This is a genomic window from Shinella kummerowiae (genome assembly GCF_009827055.1).
Taxonomy (GTDB): domain Bacteria; phylum Pseudomonadota; class Alphaproteobacteria; order Rhizobiales; family Rhizobiaceae; genus Shinella; species Shinella kummerowiae.
Genome location: NZ_WUMK01000007.1, coordinates 256,391 through 282,192 on the forward strand (window position 1 = coordinate 256,391; position 25,802 = coordinate 282,192).

Consider the following 25,802-nt stretch of genomic DNA (forward strand, 5'->3'; position numbering starts at 1 on the left):
CTCCTTCTGTCTGAAATGCTTCAGCCTTCGGGATGCGGCTTCAGCGGTCCGGTGGATTGCCGGATGCGCATTTCCGGCTTGATGAGGTGGATGCCGTCCGGCTCATGGCTGCCCGAGAGCTTGTCGAGCAGCGCGCGCGCGGCGTTGCGCCCGACTTCGGACTGGCCGTTCCAGACGGTGGTGAGCGCGGGCGTCGCGATCGCCGCCTCCTCCAGGTCGTCATATCCGGTGACGGAGACGTCGCGGCCCGGCACGAGGCCGGCGCGTGCAATGCCGTTCATCAGGCCGATCGCCACGAGGTCGTTCCAGCATACGGCTGCCGTCGGTTTCTGCGGCAGCGAGAGGAAGTGCACTGCCGCCTCGAAGCCACCCTGCTTGGTGCGGGGGCCGGGAATGCGCAGGCCCGGATCGACATCGATATTGGCCTTGCGCAGCGCGTTGACATAGCCCTGGTACCGGTCGCGGCCGGTCGAGGTCTGGTCCGTTCCGCCCACCATGGCGATGGTGCGGTGGCCAAGGCCGATCAGGTGGTTGGTGGCAAGCGAAATGCCATAGCTGTCGTCGCCGCGGAAGATCGGCACGTCCAGCCCCTCGATCGAGCGCGCGATCAGGATCGCCGGCATGCCGTTGTCCTCGGCAAGCTGGATATCCTCCGGCGGTGTGCCGATCGCCGGCGACATGATCACGCCGTCCCCGCCGAGCTGCAGCAATGTCTCGATGAAATTGCGCTGCTTGTCGACCGAATCGTAGTGGTTGGAGAGGATGAAGGTCTGCCGGTCGCGATCCAGCTCGCTTTCGATCGACTTCAGGATTTCCGCATAGAACGGGTTCATGATGTCGTGCACGACGACGCCGATGATGCCGGAGCGCGAGGTGCGCAGGCTCGCCGCCCGGCGGTTGTAGATGTAACCGAGGGCGCGTGCCTGGTCCTTGATCTTGTCGCGGGTGGTCGCCGCGACGAGCGGGCTGTCCCTCAGCGCAAGCGATACCGTCGCCGTGGAAACGCCGAGCGTCTCCGCGATGGTGGAAAGCTTGATTTTCTGTGCCACGGCCCCTCCCGACGAACGCCCAGCAAGGGGGCGTTTAAAACCGTTTATTTAAACAGTTTAAATCTCGTCGGCAACAGGCTTTTCACCGTTTCGGGGCGCCTCCGGCAAGGCGGCGTGCAGGTTTTCGTCCATCGCGCGCAGAAGCTTCAGGAGATTGCGAACGTCCTTCTCGCTCAATCCTTCTGCCGCCTGCTGTTCGCTGAGCCGGCTCGCCTCGGTGATATGCTCGACGGAGGCCTTGCCCGCCTCGGTCAGGTGCACGACGGTCAGACGGCCATCCGTCTCGTCCGGCTGGCGCGCGACGAAACCTTGCGCCTCCAGCCGCCCGATGGTGCGTGTCATGGTCGGCGCCTTGACGCCGAGCCGGGTGGCCAGTGCGCCGGCCGTCAGCCCGCCATCCTCCGAAAGCGCCAGGATCACGCCGTCCTGGCCGGCATAGAGGCCGGTGGCCAGAAGGTTGCGCGACAGCACCGTGCGCATCGACCGGGCGGCATTGACGACGGCGGCGGCAAGACCTGCGCCCGAGACGTCGTCATGCGACTTCTTCTTCTTGACCTTCTTCCCGTCCTTGCCGTCCTTGTGCTTCTTGCCCATCGATCGCCTCGTTAGAACGTGTCGCCCTTGCATCGCGGGCCTCGTCTTCATATGACTCAGGAAAGCGGCAGGCGGCAAGGGATCGGAGACACGGAATGGCGCATCCCGAGATGCGATGGACCGAAAACGATCTGGAACTGCCCCCGGAGGCGCGCGCAGGCTGGATCGCCGTGCTGCCGCTCGGCGCGCATGAAGGCCATGGCCCCCATCTGCCATTCGAAACGGATACGCTGATCGCCGAAGGTATCGCCGCGCGCCTCGCAGCCGTGTTGCCCGCGCATCTGCCGGTCACGTTCCTGCCCGCCGAGCCCGTCGGCTATTCGCCGGAACATCTCGATGTGGCGGGCACGCGCTCGCTTGCTTACGCCGAGGCGATCGAACGCTGGCTCGGGATTGCGGAGGATCTCCACCGCTTCGGCATCCGCAAGCTCGTGCTGCTCAATGCGCATGGCGGCAATTCACCGCTGATGACGATCGTCGCGACCGAGGCGCGCATTCGTTTCGACATGCTCGTGGTGGCGACGTCCTGGACCCGTTTCGGCCAGCCGGACGGCTGGATCGCGCCGGAGGACAAGGCGATCGACATCCATGGCGGCGATATCGAGACCTCCGTGATGCTGGCGCTTCATCCGGATCTCGTCCGCATGGACAAGGCGGAGCCTTTCGGCTCGCGGCAGGCGGAGTTTGCCGCCCGATTCGCGCATCTGCGCGCCTATGGGCCGCATGCCTTCGGCTGGAAAATGTCGGACCTCAATCCCAAAGGCGTGGCGGGCGACGCCAGTGTCGCGACGGCGGAAAAGGGCGAACAGCTGATTGCCCATGCCGTGCGCGGCCTCGTCGCCCTTCTCGAGGATGTCGCCGCCTTCGATGCGGATACGCTTGTCTGATAGCATCCGGCATTTGCGCTGGCCCGTTCGATCTCCTATATCAGTCGCCAACCGGACGTCTCAGCCGTCCCTGCCACCGCTCGAGGTTCCCATGACCGAAACAGCCCTTCCCAAGCCCATTCCCGTCACCGTGCTCACCGGCTATCTCGGCGCCGGCAAGACGACGCTGCTCAACCGTATCCTGACCGATAACCACGGCAAGAAATATGCCGTCATCGTCAACGAGTTCGGCGAGATCGGCATCGACAACGACCTGATCGTCGAGTCGGACGAAGAAATCTACGAAATGAACAACGGCTGCATCTGCTGCACCGTGCGCGGCGACCTGATCCGCGTCGTCGAAGGCCTGATGCGCCGTCCCGGCCGCTTCGACGCGATCATTGTCGAGACCACCGGCCTTGCCGATCCGGTGCCGGTTGCCCAGACCTTCTTCATGGACGACGACGTGCGCCAGAAGACCGAACTCGACGCCGTCGTCGCCCTGGTCGACGCAAAACACCTGCCGCTGCGCCTGAAGGACAGCCGCGAGGCGGAAGACCAGATCGCCTTCGCCGACGTCGTGCTGATCAACAAGACCGACCTCGTCAGCCCCGAAGAGCTGGCGCGGATCGAGGCGACGGTGCGCGTGATCAACCCGTCCGCCCGCATCCACCGCACCACCCGTTCGGAAATCGATCTCACCAAGGTTCTGAACCAGGGTGCGTTCAATCTGGAGCGTGCGCTGGAAAACGACCCGCACTTCCTCGACCACGATGCCCCGGACCATGTCTGCGGTCCCGAATGCGGCCATGACCATCATCATGATCACGATCACGATCATGCCCATCACCACCACGATCATGACCATGAGCACCATCACCACGACCACGGCGTCTCGCCGATCCATGACGTGACGGTGCAGTCGATCTCGCTGCGTGGCGGCGAGATGAACCCGGACCGCTTCTTCCCGTGGATCCAGAAGATCACCCAGACGGACGGCCCGAACATCCTGCGCCTCAAGGGCATCATTGCCTTTGCCGGCGATGACGAGCGCTATGTCGTGCAGGGCGTGCACATGATCGTCGAAGGCGATCACCAGCGGGCCTGGAAGGACGGCGAGAAGCGCGAAAGCCGCCTCGTCTTCATCGGCCGCGACCTCGACCGCGAGAAGATCGAACGCACCTTCAAGGCCTGCGAGGCACAGACGAACTAATGCCGACAGTCGCGCCTCTTGATCTCGACGGCCACGTCGTCGCGGCCGCCTTTCTCGGCGACGTGCCGTTCTTCGCCACCGCCTCCGGCGCCATCCATCGCCTCGACCACGGCCAGAAGGTCACCGAGGCGCATGACGGGCTGCTTGCCTGCGTGCGTGATGACGCGAACGATACGCTGATCACCGGCGGCGAGGACGGCAAGGTGCAGCGCATCGCCGCTGACGGCACGGTGACGCTGCTTGCCGAAGTGCCGCGCAAGTGGATTTCCATCGTTGCCGCCGGGCCGCAGGGGGCTGTCGGTTTTGCGGAAGGGCGCACGGCGCGCGTTCGGCTTGCCGACGGCACGATCAAGGAGTTCGTCGAGACGCGATCCGTCGAAGGCGTCGCTTTCGCGCCAAAAGGGCTTCGCATCGGCCTCGCGCGCTACAACGGTGCATCGCTGCACTGGGTCGCCATGGCCGCCCAGCCGGTCGACCTCGAATGGAAGGGCGCCCATACCGGCATCACCTTCTCGCCGGACGGCCGCTTCGTCGTCACCAGCATGCAGGAAAACGCCCTGCATGGCTGGAAACTCGACAGCAAGCCGGGTGGCGATACGCGTCACATGCGCATGACCGGTTATCCCGCCAAGGTCAAATCGCTCTCCTGGTCCGCCAAGGGCAAGTGGCTTGCCTCTTCCGGTGCACCGGCGGCCATCGTCTGGCCGTTCTCGGCCAAGGACGGGCCGATGGGCAAGCCGCCGCTGGAACTCGGCACCCGCGCGGACGTCATGGTCACGGCCGTTGCCTGCCATCCGGCCGAAGAGGTCGTCGCCATCGGCTACTCCGACGGTATGGTGCTTGCCGCCCGGTTTGCCGACAGCCGCGAAGTGCTGCTGCGCCGCCCCGGCAAGGGGGCGGTCACCTCCATGGCCTGGAGCAAAAACGGAAAACTGCTCGCCTTCGCCAGCGAGGCCGGGGATTGCGGCGTCATCGACCTCGCCGGATAGGCGAGGGACCACAGTGTGTCGGGCGGAGACCGGCAACAGTCAGCGCCTCGCCGTTATGCGCGAAATGACGATCGCTTCACACGTAGAAATTTGGGAGCACACCACAGCGGCATAAACCAATGCCGCTGTTTTCGTTTGGTCGATGGACGACCGCGATCAGGCCGGCTTGGCGGTGTTGACCGCGCCGCGGGTGCGGGCGAGGCCAGCCTTGGCCGGCGCGTAGTTCGGGTCGAGCTTGAGGGCGTGCGAATAGGACTTGGCGGCGCGCGCCATGTCGCCGCGGCGCTCATAGATCAGCGCCTGGTTTGCCCAGGATTCGGCCAGCTTGCCGTCGAGGTTGATCGCCGTGTTGAAATCCGAGAACGCATTGTCGTCGTCGCCCTGGGCGGCGTAGGAAATGCCACGGCCGTTATAGGGTTCGGCCGAGCTCGGCGAGAGCGAGATGGCCTTCGAGAAGTCGTCGATCGCCTTGTCGTGCTGGCGGCGGGCCTGATAGATCAGGCCGCGATTGTGATAGGCGCGGGGATCGGTCGTATCGAGCTGGATCGCCTTGTTGAAATCGCCGAACGCGTCGTCGAGGCGGCCAGCCTGCCGATAGAGGTTGCCGCGGCCGATATAGGCGACGTCATAATTGGGATTGAGCTGCAGCGCCGTGTTGTAATCGGCTGCCGCCTGCGCCGTATCGCCCGTGCTGCGCTCGACGAGCGCGCGGTTCGCATAGGCCTGATAGAGCCGCGGGTTAAGCTCGATTGCCCGGTTGAAGTCATCGATCGCGCGACGATGCTGACCGGCGCGACCATAGGCCGAACCGCGCACGTTGTAGGCGCCTGCGTCCTGGGGATTGGCGGCAATGACGGCCGAGAGCGAGGAGATGTTCTCTTCCGAGCCCTGCGCGCGCTCGACCTTCAAGACGTCCGTGGAGGTGGCGGTTGACTGGCAGCCTGTCAGCAGCAAGGCGAGGGACGTGGCGGCGACAGCGGCCATCAGGGGGCGGCGCAGGCGGGCGGCCGAGAAAGAGGGACGGTCGATCGGGAACCCGGTAGATGCAGCCATGTCCAAGTGCGAATCCTCAAAGTGGGCTTCTGTCGCGCCTCATGCACGAAGAAATACGCTACGGCCTTCACAGCGCCACGCGTCGTCGATGACGCGCAAAGGACGCTGCGGTCCTTCAATTGTTGCTGGTTGCCTCTGGAATCGGCTTCGATTGCAGAGGTAACCAGCGGGCAATTCGGGGCAAAGACGCGTAGCTGGTGCGCCCGGAATTGCACGGGAAGTCTTTCACAATGGTGAAAAAATCCCGGTCACGTCAAAAAAGGCGGCGGCGATGTGTTCGCCCCCGCCCGGTTTTGCATCCGAAAACGTCGAAATGACGGCCGATTAACGGGCGCCCGGACGAGCGCTGACGAGGCCTTCGCGCTGGGCGCGCTTGCGGGCCAGCTTGCGAACGCGACGAACGGCTTCGGCCTTTTCACGCGCACGCTTCTGCGACGGCTTCTCATAGAAGTCGCGCATCTTCATTTCACGAAAAATACCTTCGCGCTGCATCTTCTTCTTGAGAGCGCGGAGAGCCTGATCAACGTTGTTGTCGCGGACTAGTACCTGCACGAGAATCCCGTTCCTTCGGTTGGTTGTAAGCCCGGCGACTGGAGTCCGTCAGGCAAATAGATTGCGTTCGCGCAGCCCAACAGGCTGGCAATTGGTGGGTCGGATACCAGATCGTCGCGGAGAAGTCCAGCCTCGACCCTCGCTATGTTAAGGATATTTGCGCGAACCGCTCACAACGCCGTCGTAAAACCTCTCCGGAGGCCGATGTCGCATGTGGTACAAGGCACGCCTGAATGCGTCGCAAAGGATACGTTGTCGGGGCGCAATATTTGCTTTCTATCGAGGCAGGAAACAGCCGGCCGATGCTGGCGAGACGTTGAGGACTTGGGATGCGCAAATATTCGGTTTTCGCCGTCGCCCGCGAGGCGATGCGCGGCCACAAGGGGTGGGAGGCGCAATGGACCTCGCCCGAGCCGCGCAAGGAATACGACGTGATCATCGTCGGCGGTGGCGGCCACGGGCTGGGTGCGGCCTATTACCTTGCCAAGGAGCACGGCATCACCAATGTCGCGGTGATCGAGAAGGGCTGGCTCGGCGGCGGCAATACCGGCCGCAACACGACGATCATCCGCTCGAACTATCTCTATGACGAGAGCATGGATATCTACGAGCACTCGCTGAAGCTCTGGGAGGGCTTGAGCCAGGACCTCAACTACAATGTCATGTACTCGCCGCGCGGCGTGATGATGCTGTCGCACAATGTGCACGACAAGCAGTCCTTCCAGCGTCACGTTCATGCCAACCGGCTCTACGGCATCGACAACGAATGGCTGACGCCGCAGCAGGCGAAGGATTTTGTGCCGGTTCTCGATATCTCCGCGTCGGCCCGTTACCCGATCAACGGTGCGGCCCTGCAGCGCCGCGGCGGCACGGCCCGTCACGACGCCGTCGCCTGGGGCTATGCCCGCGCGGCATCCGATCGCGGCGTGCATGTCATCCAGAACTGCGAAGTGAAGGGCATTCGTCGCGGTCCCGATGGTGCGGTGATCGGCGTCGAGACGTCGAAAGGCTACATCGGCGCCAAGAAGGTCGCCGTTTCCGCCTCCGGCCACAACTCGGTCATCCTGTCGATGGCCGACGTCAAGCTGCCGCTGCATTCCGTGCCGCTGCAGGCGCTGGTGTCCGAACCGATGAAGCCGATCTTCCCCTGCGTGGTCATGTCCAACTCGGTGCATGCCTATATCTCGCAGTCGGACAAGGGCGAATTGGTCATCGGCGCGGGTACGGACCAGTACAACTCCTATTCCCAGACCGGCGGCCTGCAGATCATCACGCATACGCTGGATGCCATCTGCGAACTCTTCCCGATGTTCCGCCGCGTCAAGATGATGCGCCAGTGGGGCGGCATCACCGACAACACGCCGGACCGTTCGGCGATCCAGGGCGTGACGCCGGTCAAGAACCTCTTCGTCAACTGCGGCTGGGGCACCGGCGGCTTCAAGGCGACGCCGGGTTCGGCCCATCTCTTCGCGCATCTCATCGCCAAGGGCGAGCCGCACAAGCTGGCGTCCGGCCTGACGCTCGACCGCTTCCGCACCGGCCGCCTCATCGACGAGGCCGCAGCCGCGGCCGTGGCGCACTGATGCATGGCGCGCTCGTTGCCGGATTGCTGATGACGGCTGGCGTTGTGCCGGCTGGCGAAATGATCCCTGGTCCCGGGGACTTTCGCTTTCAGACGATCCACAAGGCGGCGGGCGAGAAGGAATGGCCGTTCGTCGCCGAGAGCGGGATGTTGAGCTGCATAAAGATGTTTGGCCAGCGGGCCGTCTATTTCATGCCAGAAGAATCGGACTCTGCCCGTGCCTTCAATCTCGACGTCGACATCTTCTCGATGAGCATGGTCAATCTGGGAATGACGAACATTCTGGCCCCTTACGACGATACCACGCAGCTGATTCATCGGATTGCTCCCTTCGTCACCATGGGCCAGCGACTTTGCGATCAGGACCCCGGCACGTTCGTGACAGGTCCAGAGCTTTAAACAGGTAGGAACCAATGCTGCTGATCTACTGCCCCTACTGCGAGGAAGAGCGCTCGGAGCTCGAATTCCGCCACGGTGGCGACGCGCACATCGCCCGGCCGACCAACATGGCCGACATCACCGACGAGGAGTTCCAGGACTTCTTCTTCCTGCGCGACAACCCGAAGGGCCTGATCTTCGAACGCTGGCGTCACATCCACGGCTGCGGCCGCTTCTTCAATGCGGCGCGCGACACGGTGAGCGACAAGTTCGTCATGAGCTACAAGGCCGGCGAGCCGAAACCTGACCTTTCGGGTGCCACGCCCGCCACGGAAAAACCCCTCACTGAAAAAGTGGGCGAAACCCATGAAGCCACGGAAGGAACCGCGAAATGAGCGGTGCTAATCGTATTGCCGGTCAGGGCCGCCTGACGCCCGCCAAGACCGCGCGTTTCACCTTCGACGGCAAGACCTATCAGGCGCTGGAAGGCGACACCGTCGCCTCTGCGCTGCTCGCCAACGGCGTGCATCTCGTCGGCCGGTCGTTCAAGTATCACCGCCCGCGCGGCATCCTTTCCGCCGGCCCGGAAGAGCCGAATGCGCTGATCGACGTCTCCCGCGACGTCGCCCGCCGCCAGCCGAACGTGCGCGCGCCGGTGCAGGAAGTGTTCGACGGCATGAAGGTGGAATCGCAGAACCGCTGGCCGTCGCTCTCGTTCGACATCGGCGGCGTCAACAACCTGCTGTCGCCGTTCTTTGCCGCCGGCTTCTACTACAAGACCTTCATGTGGCCGAAGGCGGCCTGGGAGAAGGTTTACGAGCCCTTCATCCGCAAGGCTGCCGGGCTTGGCGTCGCGCCGACGGAGGAGGATCCGGACCACTACGCCAACCGTTACGACCATTGCGACGTGCTGGTCGCCGGTGCCGGTGTCGCTGGTCTTGCCGCAGCGCTTGCCGCAGCGGAGGCCGGTGCGCGCGTCATCCTGGTCGATGAGCAGCCGGAAGTCGGCGGTGCACTGCACTACGACATGTCGGTCACCATCGACGGCCAGAGCGGTTACGAATGGGCGCAGGCGACGGCTGCCAAGCTGAAGGCGATGGAGAACGTCACCGTTCTCACCCGCACGACGGCGTTCGGCTACTACAACCACAATTTCGTCGGTCTCGTTGAACGCGTCACCGATCACCTTGCCAAGCCCGACAAGAAGCTGCCGCGCGAGCGGCTGTGGCAGGTCCGCGCCAAGCGCGTCATCCTGGCGACGGGCTCGATCGAGCGCCACATGGTGTTCGCCAACAACGATCGTCCGGGCATCATGCTCGCTTCGGCGGCGCGCACCTATCTCAACCATTTCGGCGTCGCCGTCGGCCGCAAGGTCGGCGTCTATACGGCGAGCGATTCTGCCTATGAGGCGGCCTTCGACCTGAAGCGGGCCGGCGTCACCATCGCCGCCATCGTCGACAACCGCGAGAAGCCGGGCGACGCGGTCCTGACGGAAGCCCGCAGGCTCGGCATCGAAGTGCTCACCGGCCATTCGGTGGTCGACACCAAGGGCAAGCTGCGCGTCTCCTCCATCTCGGTCGCCCGCAATGGCGGCGGTTCGGCGCGTGCGATCCCGGTCGATGCGCTGCTGATGTCGGCCGGCTGGACGCCCTCCGTGCACCTGTTCTCGCAGTCGCGCGGCAAGGTCGCCTATGACGCGGCCTCCGGCCGCTTCCTGCCGGGCACCTATGCGCAGGACTGCCTTTCGGTCGGTTCGTGCAACGGCACGGACGGCCTTCAGGCGACGATCGAGGAATCGCTGGCGGCCGGCGAGCTGATGGCACGCGCCACCGGCAACGAGGGCGGCGCCAAGGTCGAGCTTCGCGGCGAGAACGCCTTCGAATGGACCGGCGGCATGGCCGGGGCAGGCGAGGGGGCGGGCGTCGATACGACGGTGAAAGCCTTCGTCGACTTCCAGAACGACGTCTGCGCCAAGGATATCCGCCTTGCCGTGCGCGAAGGCATGCACTCGATCGAGCATATCAAGCGCTTCACCACCAATGGCATGGCGACGGATCAGGGCAAGCTGTCCAACATCCATGGTCTTGCCATCGCCTCTGAAGTGCTGAACCGCGAGATCCCGAAGATCGGCCTCACCACCTTCCGCGCGCCCTACACGCCGGTGACCTTCGGTGCGTTGATCAGCCATTCGCGTGGCGAATTGTTCGATCCGGCGCGCAAGACGCCGATGCATGCCTGGGAAGAAGCGCACGGCGCCGTCTTCGAGGATGTCGGCAACTGGAAGCGCGCCTGGTACTATCCGCGCTCGGGTGAGACCATGCACGATGCGGTCAACCGCGAGTGCCGGACGGTGCGTAACGCCGCCGGCCTGTTCGATGCCTCGACGCTCGGCAAGATCGAGGTGGTCGGCCCCGATGCGGCCGAATTCCTCAACCTCATGTACACCAATGCCTGGGACACGTTGAAGCCCGGCCGCTGCCGCTATGGCATCATGCTGCGCGAGGACGGCTTCGTCTATGACGACGGCGTCGTCGGGCGTCTCGCCGAGGATCGCTTCCATGTCACGACCACGACGGGCGGTGCGCCGCGCGTCATGAACCACATGGAAGACTATCTCCAGACCGAATTCCCGCATCTCAAGGTCTGGCTGACGTCGACCACCGAACAGTGGGCGGTCATCGCCGTACAGGGTCCGAAGGCACGCGAAATCCTCGCGCCGCTGGTCGAAGGCATCGATATGGCAAACGAGGCTTTCCCGCATATGAGTGTGCGTGAAGGCAAGATCTGCGGCGTGCCGACCAGGCTCTTCCGCATGTCGTTCACCGGTGAAGCGGGCTTCGAAGTCAACGTTCCCGCCGATTACGGCCAGGCCGTCTGGGAAGCCATCTGGGCGCGGGCCGAACCGCTTGGCGCCTGCGCCTACGGCACCGAGACCATGCACGTCCTGCGCGCCGAAAAGGGCTACATCATCGTCGGCCAGGATACGGACGGCACGGTCACGCCGCACGATGCCAGCCTGAGCTGGGCCGTCTCCAAGAAGAAGACCGACTTCGTCGGCATTCGCGGCCTGAAGCGGCCCGACCTCGTCAAGGAAGGCCGCAAGCAGCTCGTCGGCCTTCTCACGAAGGACCCGAACGTTGTTCTGGAGGAAGGCGCACAGATCGTCGCGGATCCGAACCAGCCGAAGCCGATGACCATGCTCGGCCATGTGACGTCGTCCTACTGGTCGGAAAACTGCGGTCGCTCGATTGCCATGGCGCTCGTCGCCGGCGGCCAGGCGCGGCTTGGCCAGACGCTCTACGTGCCAATGCCGGACCGTACCATCGCGGTCGAAGTCAGCGACATGGTCTTTGTCGACAAGGAAGGAGGACGCCTCAATGGCTGATCAAGCTCTTCGCAAGGCGCCGCTCGTCGGCCGCCATGGTGGCTCCGCCGGCGCGCGCGTCACGCCGGCCGGCCCGGCAACCCGCCTGTCGCTGCGCGCCGGCACCGACGCCATCGGCACGCTGTCGCTGGCCTTCGGCCTTGAACTGCCGCAGCGGCCGAAAACCTCGGCGTCGGTCAGCGGTCGCCATGCGCTCTGGCTCGGCCCGGACGAGTGGCTGCTGATCGACGAGAACGGCGCTGACCTGATGGCGATCGCGGCCGGCGTTTCGGCGCTGCATTCGGCAACGGACGTCTCGCACCGCAACACGGCGATCCTCGTTTCCGGCCCGGATGCGGCCGGGGCGATTGCCAGCAGCTGCCCGCTCGATCTCGGCAAGACGATCTTCCCGGTCGGTGCCGCGGCCCGCACCGTGCTCGGCAAGATCGAGATCGTGCTCCTGCGCACCGGCGAAGAGGAATATCGCGTGGAGTGCTGGCGTTCGTTTTCGCCTTACGCCTTCGGCATTCTTGCCGAAGGTGCGGAAGATGCCGCGCTCTGATCCCGGATCAGAAAAAACGATAGAAAAACAGGGCTGTCTCCCGCGTGCCGGGAGACAGCCCTTTGTACAGGTAGCGGTCGTAGCCGCCGAGGGTGAAACCCTGGCGCATGTAGAACCGGCAGGCTGCGACATTGTTCGTCTGGGTCTCGAGCCGGATGCCGGGCAGGCCCTTCTCCTTCGCCCATGTGACTGCCTGCTGCATCAGCCGTTGCGCGGCACCGGTGCCGCGCCATTCCATGTCGACGGCAAGATCGTCGATCGCGGCGAGATCGTTCCAGTCGCGCGACAGCGCGATATAGCCGACGGGCGCCTCGTCGCCGATCGCGACAAAGAGAGCCTTGTCATCTGTCGCCATATGCGGTGCAAGCTCCGCCGGATCGAAACCATAGTTTTTCGGATAGGGCTCGACCGGGCGCACATGGGCCAGCCAGTCGCCCTCGAAGGGCGGCATGGCCTCGCGGGTGACGAGGAAGGAGAAATCGCAGGCGCCAAGTGCCGCCAGATCCTCCTGAATGGCAGGCCGGACCTTCACGCGTCCTCCGGACGGTCCTTCGGATCGAACTGGATGATGGTGATCCAGTCGGCCGTCAGCGCCGGTTTGCGCTCGTCCTCGATCTCAACCGTCACGTCGTAGCGGATCGTCACCATGCCGGCGCCACGGAAGCGGGCTTCGGCGAGAACGAAGCGGCCGCGCACGCGCGCACCGCTCTTTACCGGCGTCATGAAGCGGACTTTTTCAAACCCGTAATTGATGCCCATCGTCTGCTCGACGATGCGGGGCACGCAATCGTAGTTCATCGCCGACAGCAATGAGAGGGTGAGAAATCCGTGGGCGATCGTGCCGCCGAAGGGGGTTTCCGCGGCCGCGCGCACCGGATCGGTATGGATGAACTGGTGGTCTTCCGTTGCCTCGGCAAAGCGGTCGATCATCGTCTGGTCGACGGTGAACCAGCGCGACAGGCCGAGTTCCGTGCCGACAAGGGATGTGATGTCTTTCAGGTGGATAGTGTCTGGCATGTGGCTTTCCCGCCGATCGATTCGCCCCGTTCTAGAGGGGCGGTTTGTCCGGGCAATGAAGATCAATGCTTTTCGACAAAAATCTCGACGCTGCGTGGATGAAGGAGACCAGTCGCGGGATGGTTGGCAGAAAGCAGGCTCGTCCACTCTCGGCCTTCCGGGGGCGGCAAGGCAAGAGCCTGATCGCCATGAGTCCGGTTGATGGCGAGCGCAAGATGAACGATCCGTTGCTGCTGTAGGTCGGGTGTCTTCAAAAGGACAAGCAGGGATCCGGCGAACGGCGCTTCCCAGTCGGCAACGGTCATCGGGCTGCCGGCCAGCGTCAGCCATTCGACATCGCCCGCGCCGCTGAGGAACGTGGTCTCACCAAGTGCGGGGAAACGCTTGCGGATCGCCGAGAGCGTGGCGGCGTGCTCGATCAGGCCGTCGTCCAGCCTGTCCCAGTGCATCCAGGTGATGGCATTGTCCTGGCAATAGGCATTGTTGTTGCCTTGCTGGCTGCGCCCACCTTCGTCGCCGGCCGTCAGCATCACCGTGCCGCGCGAGAGAAACAGGCTCGACAGCAGCGCCTTCACATCCGCGCGGCGGGCGGACAGCACCGCGCCGTCCGTCGTCGCACCTTCAACGCCGTTGTTCCAGGAGCGGTTTTCGTTGTGGCCGTCGCGGTTGTCCTCGCCGTTCGCCTCATTGTGCTTCACCGTGTGCGAAACGAGATCCATCAGGGTGAAGCCGTCATGGGCGGCGAGGAAATTGACGGTGCGCGTGTTTTCGCCGCCGTGGCGCGAAAAAATATCCGAGGAGCCGGCAAAGGCAGTGACGAAGGCACCCAGTCGATGGCTGTCGCCGCGCCAGAAGGTTCTGTTGTCGTCGCGGTAGCGGTCGTTCCATTCGAGGAAGGGTGCGGGGAAATTGCCGAGCTGGTAGCCGCCGGGGCCGATATCCCACGGTTCGGCGATCAGCACGCGGTCTTTCAAGAGCGGGTCGGCGCAGATTTCGGACAGCAGGGCGGCATGGGCCGAAAAGCCGTCCGCCTCGCGGCCGAGGATGGTCGCGAGGTCAAAACGGAAGCCATCGACGCCGGCATGGCGCACAAAATGGCGCAGGCTGTCGAGCACGAGCTGGCGGACGACCGGGTGCTCGCCGGCAATGGTGTTGCCGCAACCGGTATCGTTGATCAGCTCGCCCGGCCGGCCGTCCACATGGCGGTAGTAGGTGAGGTTGTCGAGGCCGCGCATGGAGAGCGTCGCGCCATGGCGGTCGCTCTCGCCGGAATGGTTGAAGACGAGGTCGAGCACGACGCCGATATTTTCCGCGCGCAGGGCCGCGACGGTCTCGGCGAGTTCCGTCATGCCGCCCGGCACGAGGCGCGGGTCGAGCGCCATCAGCGCGATCGGATTGTAGCCCCAGCTGTTGGACAGGCCAAGCGGCGGCAGGTGGCGCTCGTCGATCCAGGCGGTAATCGGCATCAGCTCGACCGCATCGACGCCGAGGCGTTTGAGATGGGCGAGAACGGCGGGGTGGGCGAGCGCTGCGACCGTGCCGCGCATGGCCTCTGGCACGTCTGGATGCAGCATGGTGAAGCTGCGCACGGCGATTTCGTAGACGAAGCCGCCGGGGCGGAAGAGCGGCGGTTTCACACTGACGGGCACGTCGCGGGTGACGATCGCCTTTGGCGCGATGGCGGCCGTGTCCGTGCCGAAGAGCGCCAGCCGGCCGTCATGCACGAACGGGCGGTCAAGCGCCTTGGCGTAGGGATCGATCAGCAGCTTCGCTGGATCGAACCACAGGCCGTGATCCGGCGAATAGACGCCGTCCGCGCGAAAGCCGTAGCGTGCGCCTTCTGCGGCGCCCTCGACGAAGACCCGGTGGAAGCCGTTCTCGTCCCGCCCCATGGTGAGGCGGGCGAGTTCCGTGTTGCCGTCATTGTCGAACAGGCAAAGCTCGACGCGGCTGGCATCGTGCGAATAGACCGAGAATTCCACCCCCTCCCCGGAGAGCGTGGCGCCCGGTGCGAAGGAGGGGGCGGTTGTCGTCATCTCAGGTAATCACGGTCGGCGCATCGCGGCCGGTACGGCTTTTGATGCCCGCGATCTCGTCGGCGACGGCGATGAGGTCGGCGAGCGCTGCCTGCGTCTCGACGTCGTGGCGGGCGGCGTCCGGCTCGAAGCGCTCGATATAGACGCGCAGCGTGGCGCCCGAGGTGCCGGTGCCGGACAGGCGGAACACCACGCGCGAGCCGCCTTCGAAGAGGATGCGGATGCCTTGGTTCTTGCTGACCGATTGGTCGACCGGGTCGTTATAGGCGAAATCGTCCGCTGTCGCAACTTTGAGCGCGCCGAAGCTCCGGCCGGGAAGGGTGGTGAGTTGCGCGCGCAGGTTCGTCACCAGGCCATTCGCCGCTTCCGTGTCGACTTCCTCGTAATCGTGGCGGGAATAGTAGTTGCGGCCGTAGGTCGCCCAATGCTGCTCCACGATGTCGATCACGCTTTCCTTGCGCACGGCGAGGATGTTGAGCCAGAGCAGCACCGCCCAGAGGCCGTCCTTCTCGCGCACGTGGTTGGAGCCGGTGCCGGCACTTTCCTCGCCGCAGATGGTGGCGAGGCCGGCATCGAGCAGGTTGCCGAAGAATTTCCAGCCGGTCGGGGTCTCGTAGATGCCGATGCCGAGTTTTTCGGCGACGCGGTCGGCCGCACCCGATGTCGGCATGGAGCGCGCGATGCCGGCGAGGCCCGCGGCGTAGCCGGGGGCGAGATGGGCATTGGCGGCAAGAAGCGCCAGGCTGTCGGATGGGGTGACGAAGATGCCCTTGCCGATGATCAGATTGCGGTCGCCGTCGCCGTCGGAGGCGGCGCCGAAGTCCGGCGCGTCGTCGGCCATCATCGTTTCGTAGAGGGCGCGGGCATGCACGAGGTTCGGGTCGGGATGATGGCCGCCGAAATCGGGCAGTGGCATGAAGTTCAGCACCGAGCCCTTGCTCGCGCCGAGACGGTTTTCGAGGATTTCCTTGGCATAGGGGCCGGTCACGGCGCTCATCGCGTCGAAAACGATGCGGAAGCCACCGGAGAGCAGGCCACGGATGGCGTCGAAATCGAAAAGCTGTTCCATCAGTGCGGCATAGTCGGCGACGGGGTCGATGACGGTAACCGTCATGCCTTCGATCTCATGGCTGCCTTCGAGGTCGAGATTGACGTCGTCGACGTCGGCGATCTTGTAGCTGTCGATCGACAGGGTGCGGGCGAAGATCGCGTCGGTGATCTTTTCCGGCGCGGGGCCGCCATTGCCGATATTGTATTTGATGCCGAAATCTTCGGTCGGGCCGCCGGGATTGTGGCTGGCCGACAGCACGATGCCGCCGAAGGCCTCGTATTTACGGATGACGTTGGAGGCTGCGGGCGTCGACAGGATGCCGCCGCGGCCGACCAGCACGCGGCCGAAACCGTTGGCGGCAGCCATCTTGATGGCGAGCTGAATGACTTCGCGGTTGTAGTACCGCCCGTCGCCGCCGATCACCAGCGTCTGGCCGGCAAAGCCTTCCAGCGAATCGAAGATCGACTGGATGAAGTTCTCCGCATAGTTCGCCTGCTGGAAGACGGGCACCTTTTTGCGCAGGCCGGACGTGCCGGGTTTCTGGTCGGTGTAGGGTGTCGTCGAAACAGTGTTGATGGTCATGGCTTACACTCGCGAAAGAAGGCTGGAATAGAGGTCGGCGTAATGCGCGGCGCTGTTTTCCCAGGAAACGTCGGACTTCATGCCCTGGTTCTGGATACGAGCCCAGACTTTCGGCTCGTTATAGGCCTTGAAGGCCCGGCGCAGCGCGTGTTGCAGGCCCTCGGCATTGATCGGCGTGAACTGGAAACCCGTGGCGACACGGGCGGAGAGCGCGGCCTCGTTGGCGTCGATGACGGTATCGGCCAGGCCGCCGGTGCGCGCGACGATCGGAACGCAACCGTAGCGCAGGCCGTAAAGCTGGGTGAGGCCGCAAGGCTCGAAGCGCGACGGGATGAGGATCGCGTCGGCGCCGGCCTGCATGAGATGGGAGAGCGGCTCGTTATAGCCGATGACGATGCCGATGCGGCCGCGATGGCGGGAGGCGGCGGCGAGCAGCGCGCCTTCGAGGCCCTGATCACCGGAGCCGAGCACGGCCAGCTTGCCGCCCTGCTCGACGATCCAGTCGGCCGTCTCGGCGATGAGATCAATGCCCTTCTGCCAGGTGAGACGGCTGACGACGCAGAAGATCGGACCGGCGTCCTGCACGAGGCTGAAGCGCTCGGCGAGCGCCTGCCGGTTGACGGCGCGCTGCTTGAGAGAGCCTGCGGCATAGGTGCGGGCGATATGGGTGTCCGTTTCGGGGTTCCACACCGCAGTGTCGATGCCGTTGACGAGGCCGACGAGATCGGGCGCGCGGGCGTTGATCAGCCCCTCGAGGCCCATGCCGTATTCCGGCGTCGCGATCTCGTGCGCATAGGTCGGGCTGACCGTGGTGATCGACCAGGCCGTGCGCAACCCGCCCTTGAGGAAGCCGACATCGCCGTAATATTCCAGTCCCTCCACGGTGAAGGCCTCCGGTGGCAGGCCGAGGTCCGGGAAGATATCGGCGCCGAACTGACCCTGAAAGGCGAGGTTATGCACGGTGATGATGGTGGGAATGTGCTGGAGGCCGGTGTAGCGCATGTAGACGGGCGTCATCGCCGCCTGCCAGTCATGGGCATGGACGAGGTCCGGCTGCCAGTCCGGCAACACGCCGCGGGCGATTTCCGCGCCCGCGAAGGAGAGCGCGGCAAAGCGCCGCCAGTTGTCGACGAAATCCTTGCCGGTGGCATCGGTATAGGGGCCGCCCGGGCGATCGTAGAAGCCAGGCGCATCCAGCACGAGGATGTCGAGGCCCTCGTGCATGGTGGCGAGGATGCGCGCCGGCTCGCCGAGCAGGTCGTCGAAGGTGGCGACCACCTCGACGGTGCCCAATCGCTGCATGACCGCGGGATAGCCGGGCATCAGCGTGCGCATCTGCATGCCACGTCCGGCGAGTGCGATCGGCAATGCGCCGGCGACGTCGGCGAGGCCTCCCGTCTTGATGAGCGGGAATACTTCGGATGCCACCGAAAGGATTTTCATTGGTCGACTAGAGCTCCAGCTTGTCGATCATCGGTTGGGTGATGAGGCAGATGCCGTTTTCCGACCGGCGGAAACGTTTGGCGTCGAGTTCCGGATCCTCGCCGACGACGAGGCCTTCCGGAATGATGACGCCGCGGTCGATGACGACGTTCTTGAGGTTTGCATGGCGGCCGATCATCACATTGGGGAGAACCACTGCACCGTCCAGGCGTCCGTAGGAATTGGCCCGCACGCCGGTGAACAGCAGGCTGCGGTGCAGCGTCGAGCCGGAGATGATGCAGTCGCCCGATACCAATGAGGAGATTGCCGAACCGCGACGGTCCTCGTCGTCATGCACGAACTTAGCCGGCGGCTTGATCTCGGCGAAGGTCCAGATCGGCCAGGTGCTGTCGTAGATGTCGAGTTCCGGGGTGATGTGCGTCAGGTCGATATTGGCCTGCCAGTAGGCGTCAATCGTACCGACGTCGCGCCAGTAGGCTTCGCGTTCGAAATCCGAGCGCACGCAGGACTGGTTGAAGCGGTGGGCGACGGCTTTGCCGTGCTCGACGATATAGGGGATGATGTCCTTGCCGAAGTCGCGGCTCGACGTCGGGTCGGCGGCGTCGCGGCGCAGCAGTTCCATTAGGAACTTGGTGTGGAAGACGTAGATGCCCATGGAGGCGAGCGCCATGTCTGGATTGCCGGGAATGCCCGGCGGGTCGGCCGGCTTTTCCACGAAGGCGATGATCTGATCCTTCTCGTCGACATGCATGACGCCGAAGCCGGTCGCCTCCATGCGCGGCACTTCCAGGCAGCCGATGGTGACCTGCGCGCCGGAATCGACGTGCTGCTGGAGCATCAGCTCGTAGTCCATCTTGTAAACGTGGTCGCCGGCAAGGATGACCATGTACTCGACGCCGTAGTCCTCGATGATGTCGATGTTCTGGTAGACCGCATCGGCGGTGCCTTCATACCACTGCGTCTCCGACACGCGCTGGCTGGCCGGCAGGATGTCGAAGCTTTCGTTACGCTCGGGGCGGAAGAAGTTCCAGCCGCGCTGCAGGTGGCGGATCAGCGAGTGCGCCTTGTACTGCGTCGCCACGCCAATACGGCGGATACCGGAATTCAGCGCATTGGACAGCGCGAAGTCGATGATGCGCGCCTTGCCGCCGAAATAGACGGCGGGTTTGGCGCGCCGGTCCGTCAGTTCCTTCAGGCGGCTTCCTCGACCGCCGGCAAGAACATAGGCCATCGCGTCACGGGCGAGTGGTTGAATCCGCTTTTGCTCCATAGTGTCCGTCCTCCCGACAGTCGAATTATGCGTCCAGCTCCAGCATCAGCGTTGCCAGGGGCGGCAAGGTGAGCGCGGCTGAGATCGTTCCGTTGGCTTGTTTCTTGGCTTGCACCGCACCACCGTTCCCCTTGCCGCTGCCGCCGTAGATTTCGGCGTCGGTGTTGAGGATTTCCCGCCAGCGGCCCTCGGCCGGCAGCGGGACCGCGTAGTTCTCGCGGTAGACGGGGGTGAAGTTGGTGATGACGGCAATCGGCTTTTCGCCCGGTGCCTTGCGTAGCCACGCGAAGACCGAGTTTTCCCGGTCGTCGGCGATCAGCCATTCGAAGCCGTCGCCTTCGCAATCGCGGGCGTGCAGCGTGGCCTTGCGGCGATAGGTGCCGTTGAGGTCGCGCACCAGCCGGCGCATGCCTTCGTGCAGCGGATATTCTAGGAGGTTCCAGTCGAGCGATCGCTCTTCGCTCCATTCCTGCCACTGGGCGAATTCCTGGCCCATGAACAGCAGCTTCTTGCCGGGATAGCCCCACATGAAGCCGTAATAGGCGCGCAGGTTGGCGAATTTCTGCCAGTCGTCGCCGGTCATCTTGGCGATCAGCGAACCCTTTCCGTGCACGACTTCGTCATGCGACAGCGGCAGCACGAAGTTCTCCGTGAAGGCATAGAGCAGGCCGAAGGTCATGTCGTTGTGGTGGAACTTGCGATGCACCGGCTCGCGCGACAGATATTGCAGCGTGTCGTGCATGAAGCCCATGTTCCACTTGAAGCCAAAGCCGAGGCCGCCGTCATGCACGGGCGCCGAGACCTTGGGCCAGGAGGTGGATTCTTCGGCGATCGTCAGGATGCCGGGATGGCCGGCATAGACGTGGCTGTTCATGGACTGGAGGAAGCGCACGGCCTCGAGATTCTCGTTGCCGCCATATTCGTTGGGCACCCATTCGCCGTGTTTGCGCGAATAGTCGAGGTAAAGCATCGAGGCAACGGCATCGACCCGCAGGCCGTCGAGATGGAATTTCTCCGCCCAGTAGAGCGCGTTGTTGATGAGGTAGGCGAGCACTTCGGCGCGGCCGAAATTATAGATCGCGGTGTTCCAGTCGGGATGGAAGCCCTGTCGTGGGTCGGCGTGTTCGTAGAGCGCCGTGCCGTCGAACTGGCGCAGGCCATGGGCATCCGTCGGGAAATGCGCCGGCACCCAGTCCAGGATGACGCCGATGCCGACCTTGTGGCAGCCGTTGACGAAACGGGCAAAGCCTTCCGGTTCACCGAAGCGTGCCGTCGGCGAATAGAGGCCCGTCGTCTGGTAGCCCCAGGACGGGTCGAAGGGAAATTCGGTGATCGGCAGGAACTCGATATGAGTGAAGCCCATGTCGACGCAGTAGGGGATTAGCCGGTCGGCGAGTTCGTCCCAGCTGAGGAATTCCCCGTCGCCATGCCGCTGCCAGGAGCCGGCATGCACTTCGTAAATGGAGATCGGCTGGCGGCGCGCGTCCGCCGAAGCCCAATGGGCAAGATGCGCTTCGTCCTCCCATTCCTGGGCAATCGGCCCCGTCGTCATCGAGGCATTGTTGGGCCGCAGTTCCGAGCGCCGGGCGAAGGGGTCCGCCTTCAGCGGCAGAACCTCGCCGCTCGGGCCGACGATCTCGTATTTGTAGGCGTGACCCTCGGTGATGCCGGGCAGGAAGATTTCCCAGATGCCGGTATCGCGACGCAGCCGCATGGCATTGCGCCGCCCGTCCCATTCATTGAAATTGCCGACGACGGAGACCCGCTTGGCATTCGGCGCCCAGACGGCGAAGTGGAAGCCGTCGATGCCGTCGAGCGTCATCGGATGGGCACCCATCTTGTCGAAGAGCCTGAGATGCGAGCCTTCGCGAATGTAATAGTCGTCCATGGGCCCAAGCACCGGGCCGAAGCTGTAGGGATCGACGACGATCCACTCACCACCGTCATTGCGGGCGCGATAGCGGATCGGCTGGAGTTTCTTGAGGGAGACCTCGCCTGCGAAAATGCCGGCCGGATGCACTTGGCTGAGCGCGCCGATCTCCTTGCCTGCCAGGGTTTCGGCCGCTACCTCGGCAGCACCAGGCAGGAAGCAGCGGGCGATGTACTTACTCCCCGCTTCGTGAAGGCCGAGCACTGCGAACGGGTCCCAGTGCCGGCTTTCCAAGATTGCGTCAATGTCCGTTTTCGCCAGAAGTTCTGACGGTTGCTCCGTCGTGCCTTTTTTCGGCGGTGCGGTCATCAGGCTCTCCAGATTTCCTTGGCGTATTGGCGGATCGTGCGATCGGAGGAGAACCAGCCCATGCGCGCGGTGTTGCGAATGGTCTTGGAATACCAGGATGTCTTGTCGGTCCAAATGGCGTCGACATCGCGCTGCGCCTTGGAGTAGGCGTCGAAGTCGGCCGCCACCATGAACCAGTCGTGATTGTAGATGCCGTCGATGAGGCCCGTGAAACGGTTGCGGTCGTCCGGTGAGAAGACGCCGGAGGAAATGGCGGCGAGGGCCTGGGACAGCTCTTTCGACTGCTCGATGATGGCGCGCGGATTGTGCCCTTCGGCCCTGACCTTTGCCACTTCTTCCGCGGTCATGCCGAAAATCACGATGTTCTCCTCGCCAACATGATCGCGCATCTCGACATTGGCCCCGTCGAGGGTGCCAATCGTCAGCGCTCCGTTCAACGCGAACTTCATGTTGCCGGTTCCCGACGCTTCCATGCCGGCGGTGGAAATCTGTTCCGACAGGTCGGCGGCCGGCACCATGATCTCGGCGAGCGAGACATTGTAGTTCGGCACGAAGACGACCTTGAGCAGGCCGCGCACGGACGGATCGTTGTTGATCACGCGCGCCACGTCGTTGGCGAGTTTGATGATCAGTTTAGCATTGTGGTAGCTCGGCGCCGCCTTGCCTGCGAAAAGCTTCACGCGGGGTACCCAGTCCAGCTCCGGGTGCGAGCGGATCTGGTCGTACAGGGCGACGGCCTCGATGATGTTGAGGAGCTGGCGCTTGTATTCGTGGATGCGCTTGATCTGGATGTCGAACATCGCGGCGGGGTCGATGCGCACGCCCATGCGGCTGCCGACCAGATTGGCGAGGCGGTTCTTGTTCTCGCGCTTGATCGCGGCGAAACGCTCCTGGAAATCCTTCTTGTCGGCAAAGGCGTCGAGCGCCTTCAGCTGCTCGGCATCGTCCATGAAGGCGTCGCCGATCGCTTCGCGGATCAGGTTGAACAGGCCGGGATTGCACTGCATCAGCCAGCGTCGCGGGGTGATGCCGTTCGTCTTGTTGTTGATGCGGTCCGGATAGAGCTTGTGCAGGTCGGCAAACACCGTTTCCTTCATCAGCTCGGTATGCAGCGCCGACACGCCATTGATCGAATGCGAGCCGACGAAGGCAAGGTTGCCCATGCGCACGCGGCGCTCGCCGGATTCTTCGATCAGCGAAATGCTGCGAATGCGCTGGTCTTCGAAACCCGCCTGCTTGCGGGCCTCGAGCAGGATCTTGGCATTGATCGCGTAGACGATCTGCATGTGGCGCGGCAGCAGCCGTTCCAGCAGCGGTACGGGCCAGGTTTCCAGCGCTTCCGGCAGCAGCGTGTGGTTGGTGTAGGAGAAGGTGCGGCGGGTAATGTCCCAGGCCGCATCGAAATCCAGCCCGTGCACGTCGGTGAGCAGACGCATGAGTTCGGCGACGGAAATGGCCGGGTGCGTATCGTTGAGCTGGATCGCGACCGCGTCCGGCAGGGACGTGAAGTCCGGATATTGCTGGAGATGGCGGCGCAGGATGTCCTGCAGCGAGGCGGAGCAGAAGAAGAACTCCTGGCGCAGGCGTAGTTCCTGGCCTGCGGGCGTGGCGTCCGCCGGATAGAGCACGCGCGTCAGGCTTTCCGCCTTGTTGCTTTCCTTCAAGGCGCCGATGTGATCGCCGGCATTGAAGGCGTCGAGCAGGATCGGATCGATCGGGTTGGCGGCCCACAGGCGCAACGTGTTGACGCGCTTTGCCCGCCAGCCGACGGCCGGCGTGTCGTAGGCCGTCGCGATGACGCGCTCGGCCGGCTTCCAGACGAAGCGCTGCTTGTCCTCGCCGATGTTGATCGTCTCGACGGCGCCGCCGAAGCCGATTTCGTAGGAGCTTTCGCGGCGCTCGAATTCCCAGGGATTGCCGTGGGCGAGCCAGGTTTCCGGCAGTTCGACCTGCCAGCCGTCCGCCATCTGCTGGCGGAAGAGGCCGTGCACGTAGCGGATGCCATAGCCATAGGCCGGCACGTCCACCGTGGCCATGCTCTCCATGAAACAGGCGGCGAGACGGCCGAGACCACCATTGCCGAGCGCGGCATCGGGCTCGAGCTCGGCGATGACGTCGATATCGACGCCATGCGAGGCGAGCGCCTCGCGCATCGCGTCCATGATGCCCGTATTGGTCATCGCGTCGCGCATCAGGCGGCCGATCAGGAATTCCAGTGATAGATAATAGACGCGCTTAGCGCCGGTCGCGTAGGTGCGGCGGGTGCTGTCCATCCACTTGTCGGTGATGCGGTCGCGCGCGACCAGGATGGCGGCGGTCAGCCAGTCATGCGGCTTGGCGACCTTCGGGTCCTTGCCGATGCGGTATTTCAGACGCTCGAGAAGCTCCGTGGCGAGCTGTTCGACGTCGGACGATCGGAGAGCGGGAGCGAGGTCGTTGTTGGTAACCCGGTTCATCATCGGTGAACGTTGCCCCTTCGCATTCAGTGCGTTCGTTTCTTGCGAAAATCGCGTTTAAATCAATTTATGCATCTATCCGAAGCGCTTGCAATACGCCTTTTCAAGAAAGGGCGCATGCATTTTTGGCATGCCTGAAATACGGTGAAAATGCTAAAAGACCCGCTGCATTTGTGTGCAGCGGGTCTGTTTTCGAGCGAAATTTGCAGGAATTGTCGACTTACTTGGTCAACCGCGCCATGGCGGCGGCCGTGCGTTCGCCGATCGCCTTGAAGGCCGAGACGAGGGCTGCCATGTTCGTTGCCTCGAAATAGTTGGCGCCGGTGGTTGCGCAGTATTTCAGAAGGGTCTTGCCGCGCTCCGGCGCCATGAAGGCGACGGTGTAGACTTCGACCTTGGCGGTACGCGCGGCATCGCAGCTCTTCTTCGTTTCCTCGTCCGATTTCGTATTGTTGGTGGCGCCCTTGTAGTGGGTGTTCGCGCCGTCGGTCATGAAGACGATGTAGCGCGACGGGACCTGGCCGTTCTTGGTCTTGTGGACCGTGGCCTCCGCGGGGTCGTTCACCTTTTCCAGGGCTTTCGCAAAGGCGCCGCTGGAATCGGTACCGCCTTGCGGAACCGTCGGAATGGCGTTGACATAGGTGAGTGCGCTCGCTGTGCCCCAGGCCAGATCGACGGCGGAAAACATCTCGTCATTGTAGGCGACCGCCCCGGTGCGCACGAGCGCATTCTTCGGATCGGCGGTGTTCAACTGGGTGAAAAGGCTCGCCGCCGCTGTCTTGAGCGCTGCGATCTTCGAAATATAGCACGGCGCGGTTGCCTTCAAACTGGCATTGTACCAATTCTGTTCCGTATGGTTTTGGCACTTCTTCGTGAGATCTGCTTCCTTTTCGTCCGTGATCCATGCCATCGAACCGGACCGGTCGAGCACCAGGAACATCGAAAGGGCATTCTTCGATTCCGTCGCGCTTTCCGCCGAGCTGGTCGCGTTCATCGTCGTCGATTTCTGGCCGAGCAGTCGCGTGAAGGCGTTGAATTGCAGGACATACTTGGTCGAGACATTGATGCTGAACGACTTGCCGCTGCCAGACAGGGCCGTTTCCTTGATGCTGATGGTCGTAGCCGCATCGAGATTGTTCTCGTCTTTTTCGGTCTCGCCATCGCCGACGGCGCTGCCCTTGCTGGAAATCTGCGCCTTCAGGAAGCGCATGGCGATTTCTTTGGCTTCCGTTGGGCTCTTGTTGTCATTTGCAAGCGCGGATGCGGCGGCAAGGGCGGCCGCATCGGTCGCGTCCTGAAGCTCGCCCTTCGTCATGACCATGTTGGTCAGGTCGATCGCCACGCCGCCGAGCGCAAGCATGACCGGCAGGAGGATTGCCGTCATCATTCCGAAATTGCCGCACCGATCCCGAATTATCCGGGACGTCCACGTCTGTTCCGCAACCTTCTTCGTCATGAGAGCTCACCCGCCATCTTCATAATGTGGCGTGACGCTAGCAGCGAAGT

General features: G+C 63.7%; 21 protein-coding genes. 8 read left to right on the forward strand and 13 right to left on the reverse strand.

Features of this window, described 5'->3' with window-relative positions; genetic code table 11:
- Nucleotides 1-20: 20 nt before the first annotated feature.
- Together GR138_RS19585 and GR138_RS19590 are read right to left on the reverse strand one after the other, a co-directional pair.
- Nucleotides 21-1,049 (reverse strand): substrate-binding domain-containing protein, encoded by a 1,029-nt coding sequence (locus tag GR138_RS19585; protein ID WP_160860944.1) that lies wholly within the window; start codon nucleotides 1,047-1,049, stop codon nucleotides 21-23.
- 57 nt (nucleotides 1,050-1,106) lie between these two features.
- A complete protein-coding gene (locus GR138_RS19590) occupies nucleotides 1,107-1,643 on the reverse strand; it encodes a MarR family winged helix-turn-helix transcriptional regulator (RefSeq protein WP_160860945.1) in 537 nt (178 codons plus the stop codon).
- A 95-nt stretch (nucleotides 1,644-1,738) separates the two neighbouring features.
- On the opposite strand from GR138_RS19590, the gene GR138_RS19595 reads away from it, so the two are divergent.
- From GR138_RS19595 to GR138_RS19605, 3 genes are all read left to right on the forward strand, one after another.
- The gene (locus GR138_RS19595) at nucleotides 1,739-2,530 is read left to right on the forward strand and encodes a creatininase family protein (protein WP_160860946.1); all 792 of its coding nucleotides are present in this window, start codon (nucleotides 1,739-1,741) and stop codon (nucleotides 2,528-2,530) included.
- Nucleotides 2,531-2,621: 91 nt separating this feature from the next.
- Nucleotides 2,622-3,722 carry a CobW family GTP-binding protein gene (locus GR138_RS19600; RefSeq protein WP_160860947.1) on the forward strand — a complete coding sequence of 367 codons (1,101 nt, stop codon included), beginning with the start codon at nucleotides 2,622-2,624 and terminating at the stop codon, nucleotides 3,720-3,722.
- Entirely contained in the window at nucleotides 3,722-4,711 is a 990-nt protein-coding gene (locus GR138_RS19605) for a WD40 repeat domain-containing protein (protein ID WP_160860948.1), read from the forward strand. The genes GR138_RS19600 and GR138_RS19605 overlap by 1 nt, the downstream gene beginning before the upstream one ends.
- A gap of 156 nt (nucleotides 4,712-4,867) precedes the next feature.
- Here the strand turns inward: GR138_RS19605 and GR138_RS19610 are convergent, their stop codons facing one another.
- Together GR138_RS19610 and rpsU are read right to left on the reverse strand one after the other, a co-directional pair.
- On the reverse strand, nucleotides 4,868-5,764 hold the full coding sequence (locus GR138_RS19610; RefSeq protein ID WP_420853678.1) for a tetratricopeptide repeat protein: 897 nt from the start codon (nucleotides 5,762-5,764) through the stop codon (nucleotides 4,868-4,870).
- 324 nt (nucleotides 5,765-6,088) lie between these two features.
- On the reverse strand, nucleotides 6,089-6,316 hold the full coding sequence (gene rpsU, locus GR138_RS19615) for a 30S ribosomal protein S21 (protein WP_160860949.1): 228 nt from the start codon (nucleotides 6,314-6,316) through the stop codon (nucleotides 6,089-6,091).
- A gap of 329 nt (nucleotides 6,317-6,645) precedes the next feature.
- Here rpsU and GR138_RS19620 point away from each other — a divergent pair, with 329 nt between their 5' ends.
- From GR138_RS19620 to GR138_RS19640, 5 genes are read left to right on the forward strand one after another with little or no spacing between them, the layout of a single operon-like run.
- Complete coding sequence (locus GR138_RS19620) at nucleotides 6,646-7,899, forward strand: sarcosine oxidase subunit beta family protein (protein ID WP_160860950.1); 1,254 nt, start codon at nucleotides 6,646-6,648, stop codon at nucleotides 7,897-7,899.
- Complete coding sequence (locus GR138_RS19625; RefSeq protein WP_160860951.1) at nucleotides 7,899-8,297, forward strand: hypothetical protein; 399 nt, start codon at nucleotides 7,899-7,901, stop codon at nucleotides 8,295-8,297. Before GR138_RS19620 ends, GR138_RS19625 begins: the two co-directional genes overlap by 1 nt.
- 14 nt (nucleotides 8,298-8,311) lie before the next feature.
- Nucleotides 8,312-8,671: a sarcosine oxidase subunit delta gene (locus GR138_RS19630; protein ID WP_160860952.1), complete on the forward strand. Its 360-nt coding sequence runs from the start codon at nucleotides 8,312-8,314 to the stop codon at nucleotides 8,669-8,671.
- A complete protein-coding gene (locus tag GR138_RS19635) occupies nucleotides 8,668-11,661 on the forward strand; it encodes a sarcosine oxidase subunit alpha (RefSeq protein ID WP_160860953.1) in 2,994 nt (997 codons plus the stop codon). Before GR138_RS19630 ends, GR138_RS19635 begins: the two co-directional genes overlap by 4 nt.
- Nucleotides 11,654-12,202: a sarcosine oxidase subunit gamma gene (locus tag GR138_RS19640; RefSeq protein WP_160860954.1), complete on the forward strand. Its 549-nt coding sequence runs from the start codon at nucleotides 11,654-11,656 to the stop codon at nucleotides 12,200-12,202. The genes GR138_RS19635 and GR138_RS19640 overlap by 8 nt, the downstream gene beginning before the upstream one ends.
- Before the next feature lie 7 nt (nucleotides 12,203-12,209).
- Here GR138_RS19640 and GR138_RS19645 read toward each other — a convergent pair whose 3' ends face one another.
- The 9 genes from GR138_RS19645 to GR138_RS19685 form a co-directional block, all read right to left on the reverse strand.
- Entirely contained in the window at nucleotides 12,210-12,734 is a 525-nt protein-coding gene (locus GR138_RS19645) for a GNAT family N-acetyltransferase (protein WP_202402730.1), read from the reverse strand.
- Nucleotides 12,731-13,219 carry a MaoC family dehydratase gene (locus GR138_RS19650; protein WP_160860955.1) on the reverse strand — a complete coding sequence of 163 codons (489 nt, stop codon included), beginning with the start codon at nucleotides 13,217-13,219 and terminating at the stop codon, nucleotides 12,731-12,733. Before GR138_RS19650 ends, GR138_RS19645 begins: the two co-directional genes overlap by 4 nt.
- Before the next feature lie 62 nt (nucleotides 13,220-13,281).
- Nucleotides 13,282-15,255, reverse strand: a complete 1,974-nt coding sequence (gene glgX / locus GR138_RS19655; protein ID WP_160860956.1) for a glycogen debranching protein GlgX — start codon at nucleotides 15,253-15,255, stop codon at nucleotides 13,282-13,284.
- Between the two features lies 1 nt (nucleotide 15,256).
- Nucleotides 15,257-16,888 carry an alpha-D-glucose phosphate-specific phosphoglucomutase gene (locus tag GR138_RS19660; RefSeq protein WP_160860957.1) on the reverse strand — a complete coding sequence of 544 codons (1,632 nt, stop codon included), beginning with the start codon at nucleotides 16,886-16,888 and terminating at the stop codon, nucleotides 15,257-15,259.
- A 3-nt stretch (nucleotides 16,889-16,891) separates the two neighbouring features.
- Complete coding sequence (gene glgA, locus GR138_RS19665) at nucleotides 16,892-18,331, reverse strand: glycogen synthase GlgA (RefSeq protein WP_160860958.1); 1,440 nt, start codon at nucleotides 18,329-18,331, stop codon at nucleotides 16,892-16,894.
- A gap of 7 nt (nucleotides 18,332-18,338) precedes the next feature.
- The gene (glgC, locus tag GR138_RS19670; protein ID WP_160860959.1) at nucleotides 18,339-19,601 is read right to left on the reverse strand and encodes a glucose-1-phosphate adenylyltransferase; all 1,263 of its coding nucleotides are present in this window, start codon (nucleotides 19,599-19,601) and stop codon (nucleotides 18,339-18,341) included.
- Between the two features lie 25 nt (nucleotides 19,602-19,626).
- Complete coding sequence (gene glgB, locus GR138_RS19675; protein WP_160860960.1) at nucleotides 19,627-21,840, reverse strand: 1,4-alpha-glucan branching protein GlgB; 2,214 nt, start codon at nucleotides 21,838-21,840, stop codon at nucleotides 19,627-19,629.
- Complete coding sequence (locus GR138_RS19680; RefSeq protein ID WP_420853679.1) at nucleotides 21,840-24,299, reverse strand: glycogen/starch/alpha-glucan phosphorylase; 2,460 nt, start codon at nucleotides 24,297-24,299, stop codon at nucleotides 21,840-21,842. Before GR138_RS19680 ends, glgB begins: the two co-directional genes overlap by 1 nt.
- Nucleotides 24,300-24,516: 217 nt before the next feature.
- Nucleotides 24,517-25,683, reverse strand: a complete 1,167-nt coding sequence (locus tag GR138_RS19685) for a vWA domain-containing protein (protein ID WP_246200579.1) — start codon at nucleotides 25,681-25,683, stop codon at nucleotides 24,517-24,519.
- Nucleotides 25,684-25,802 lie beyond the last annotated feature (119 nt).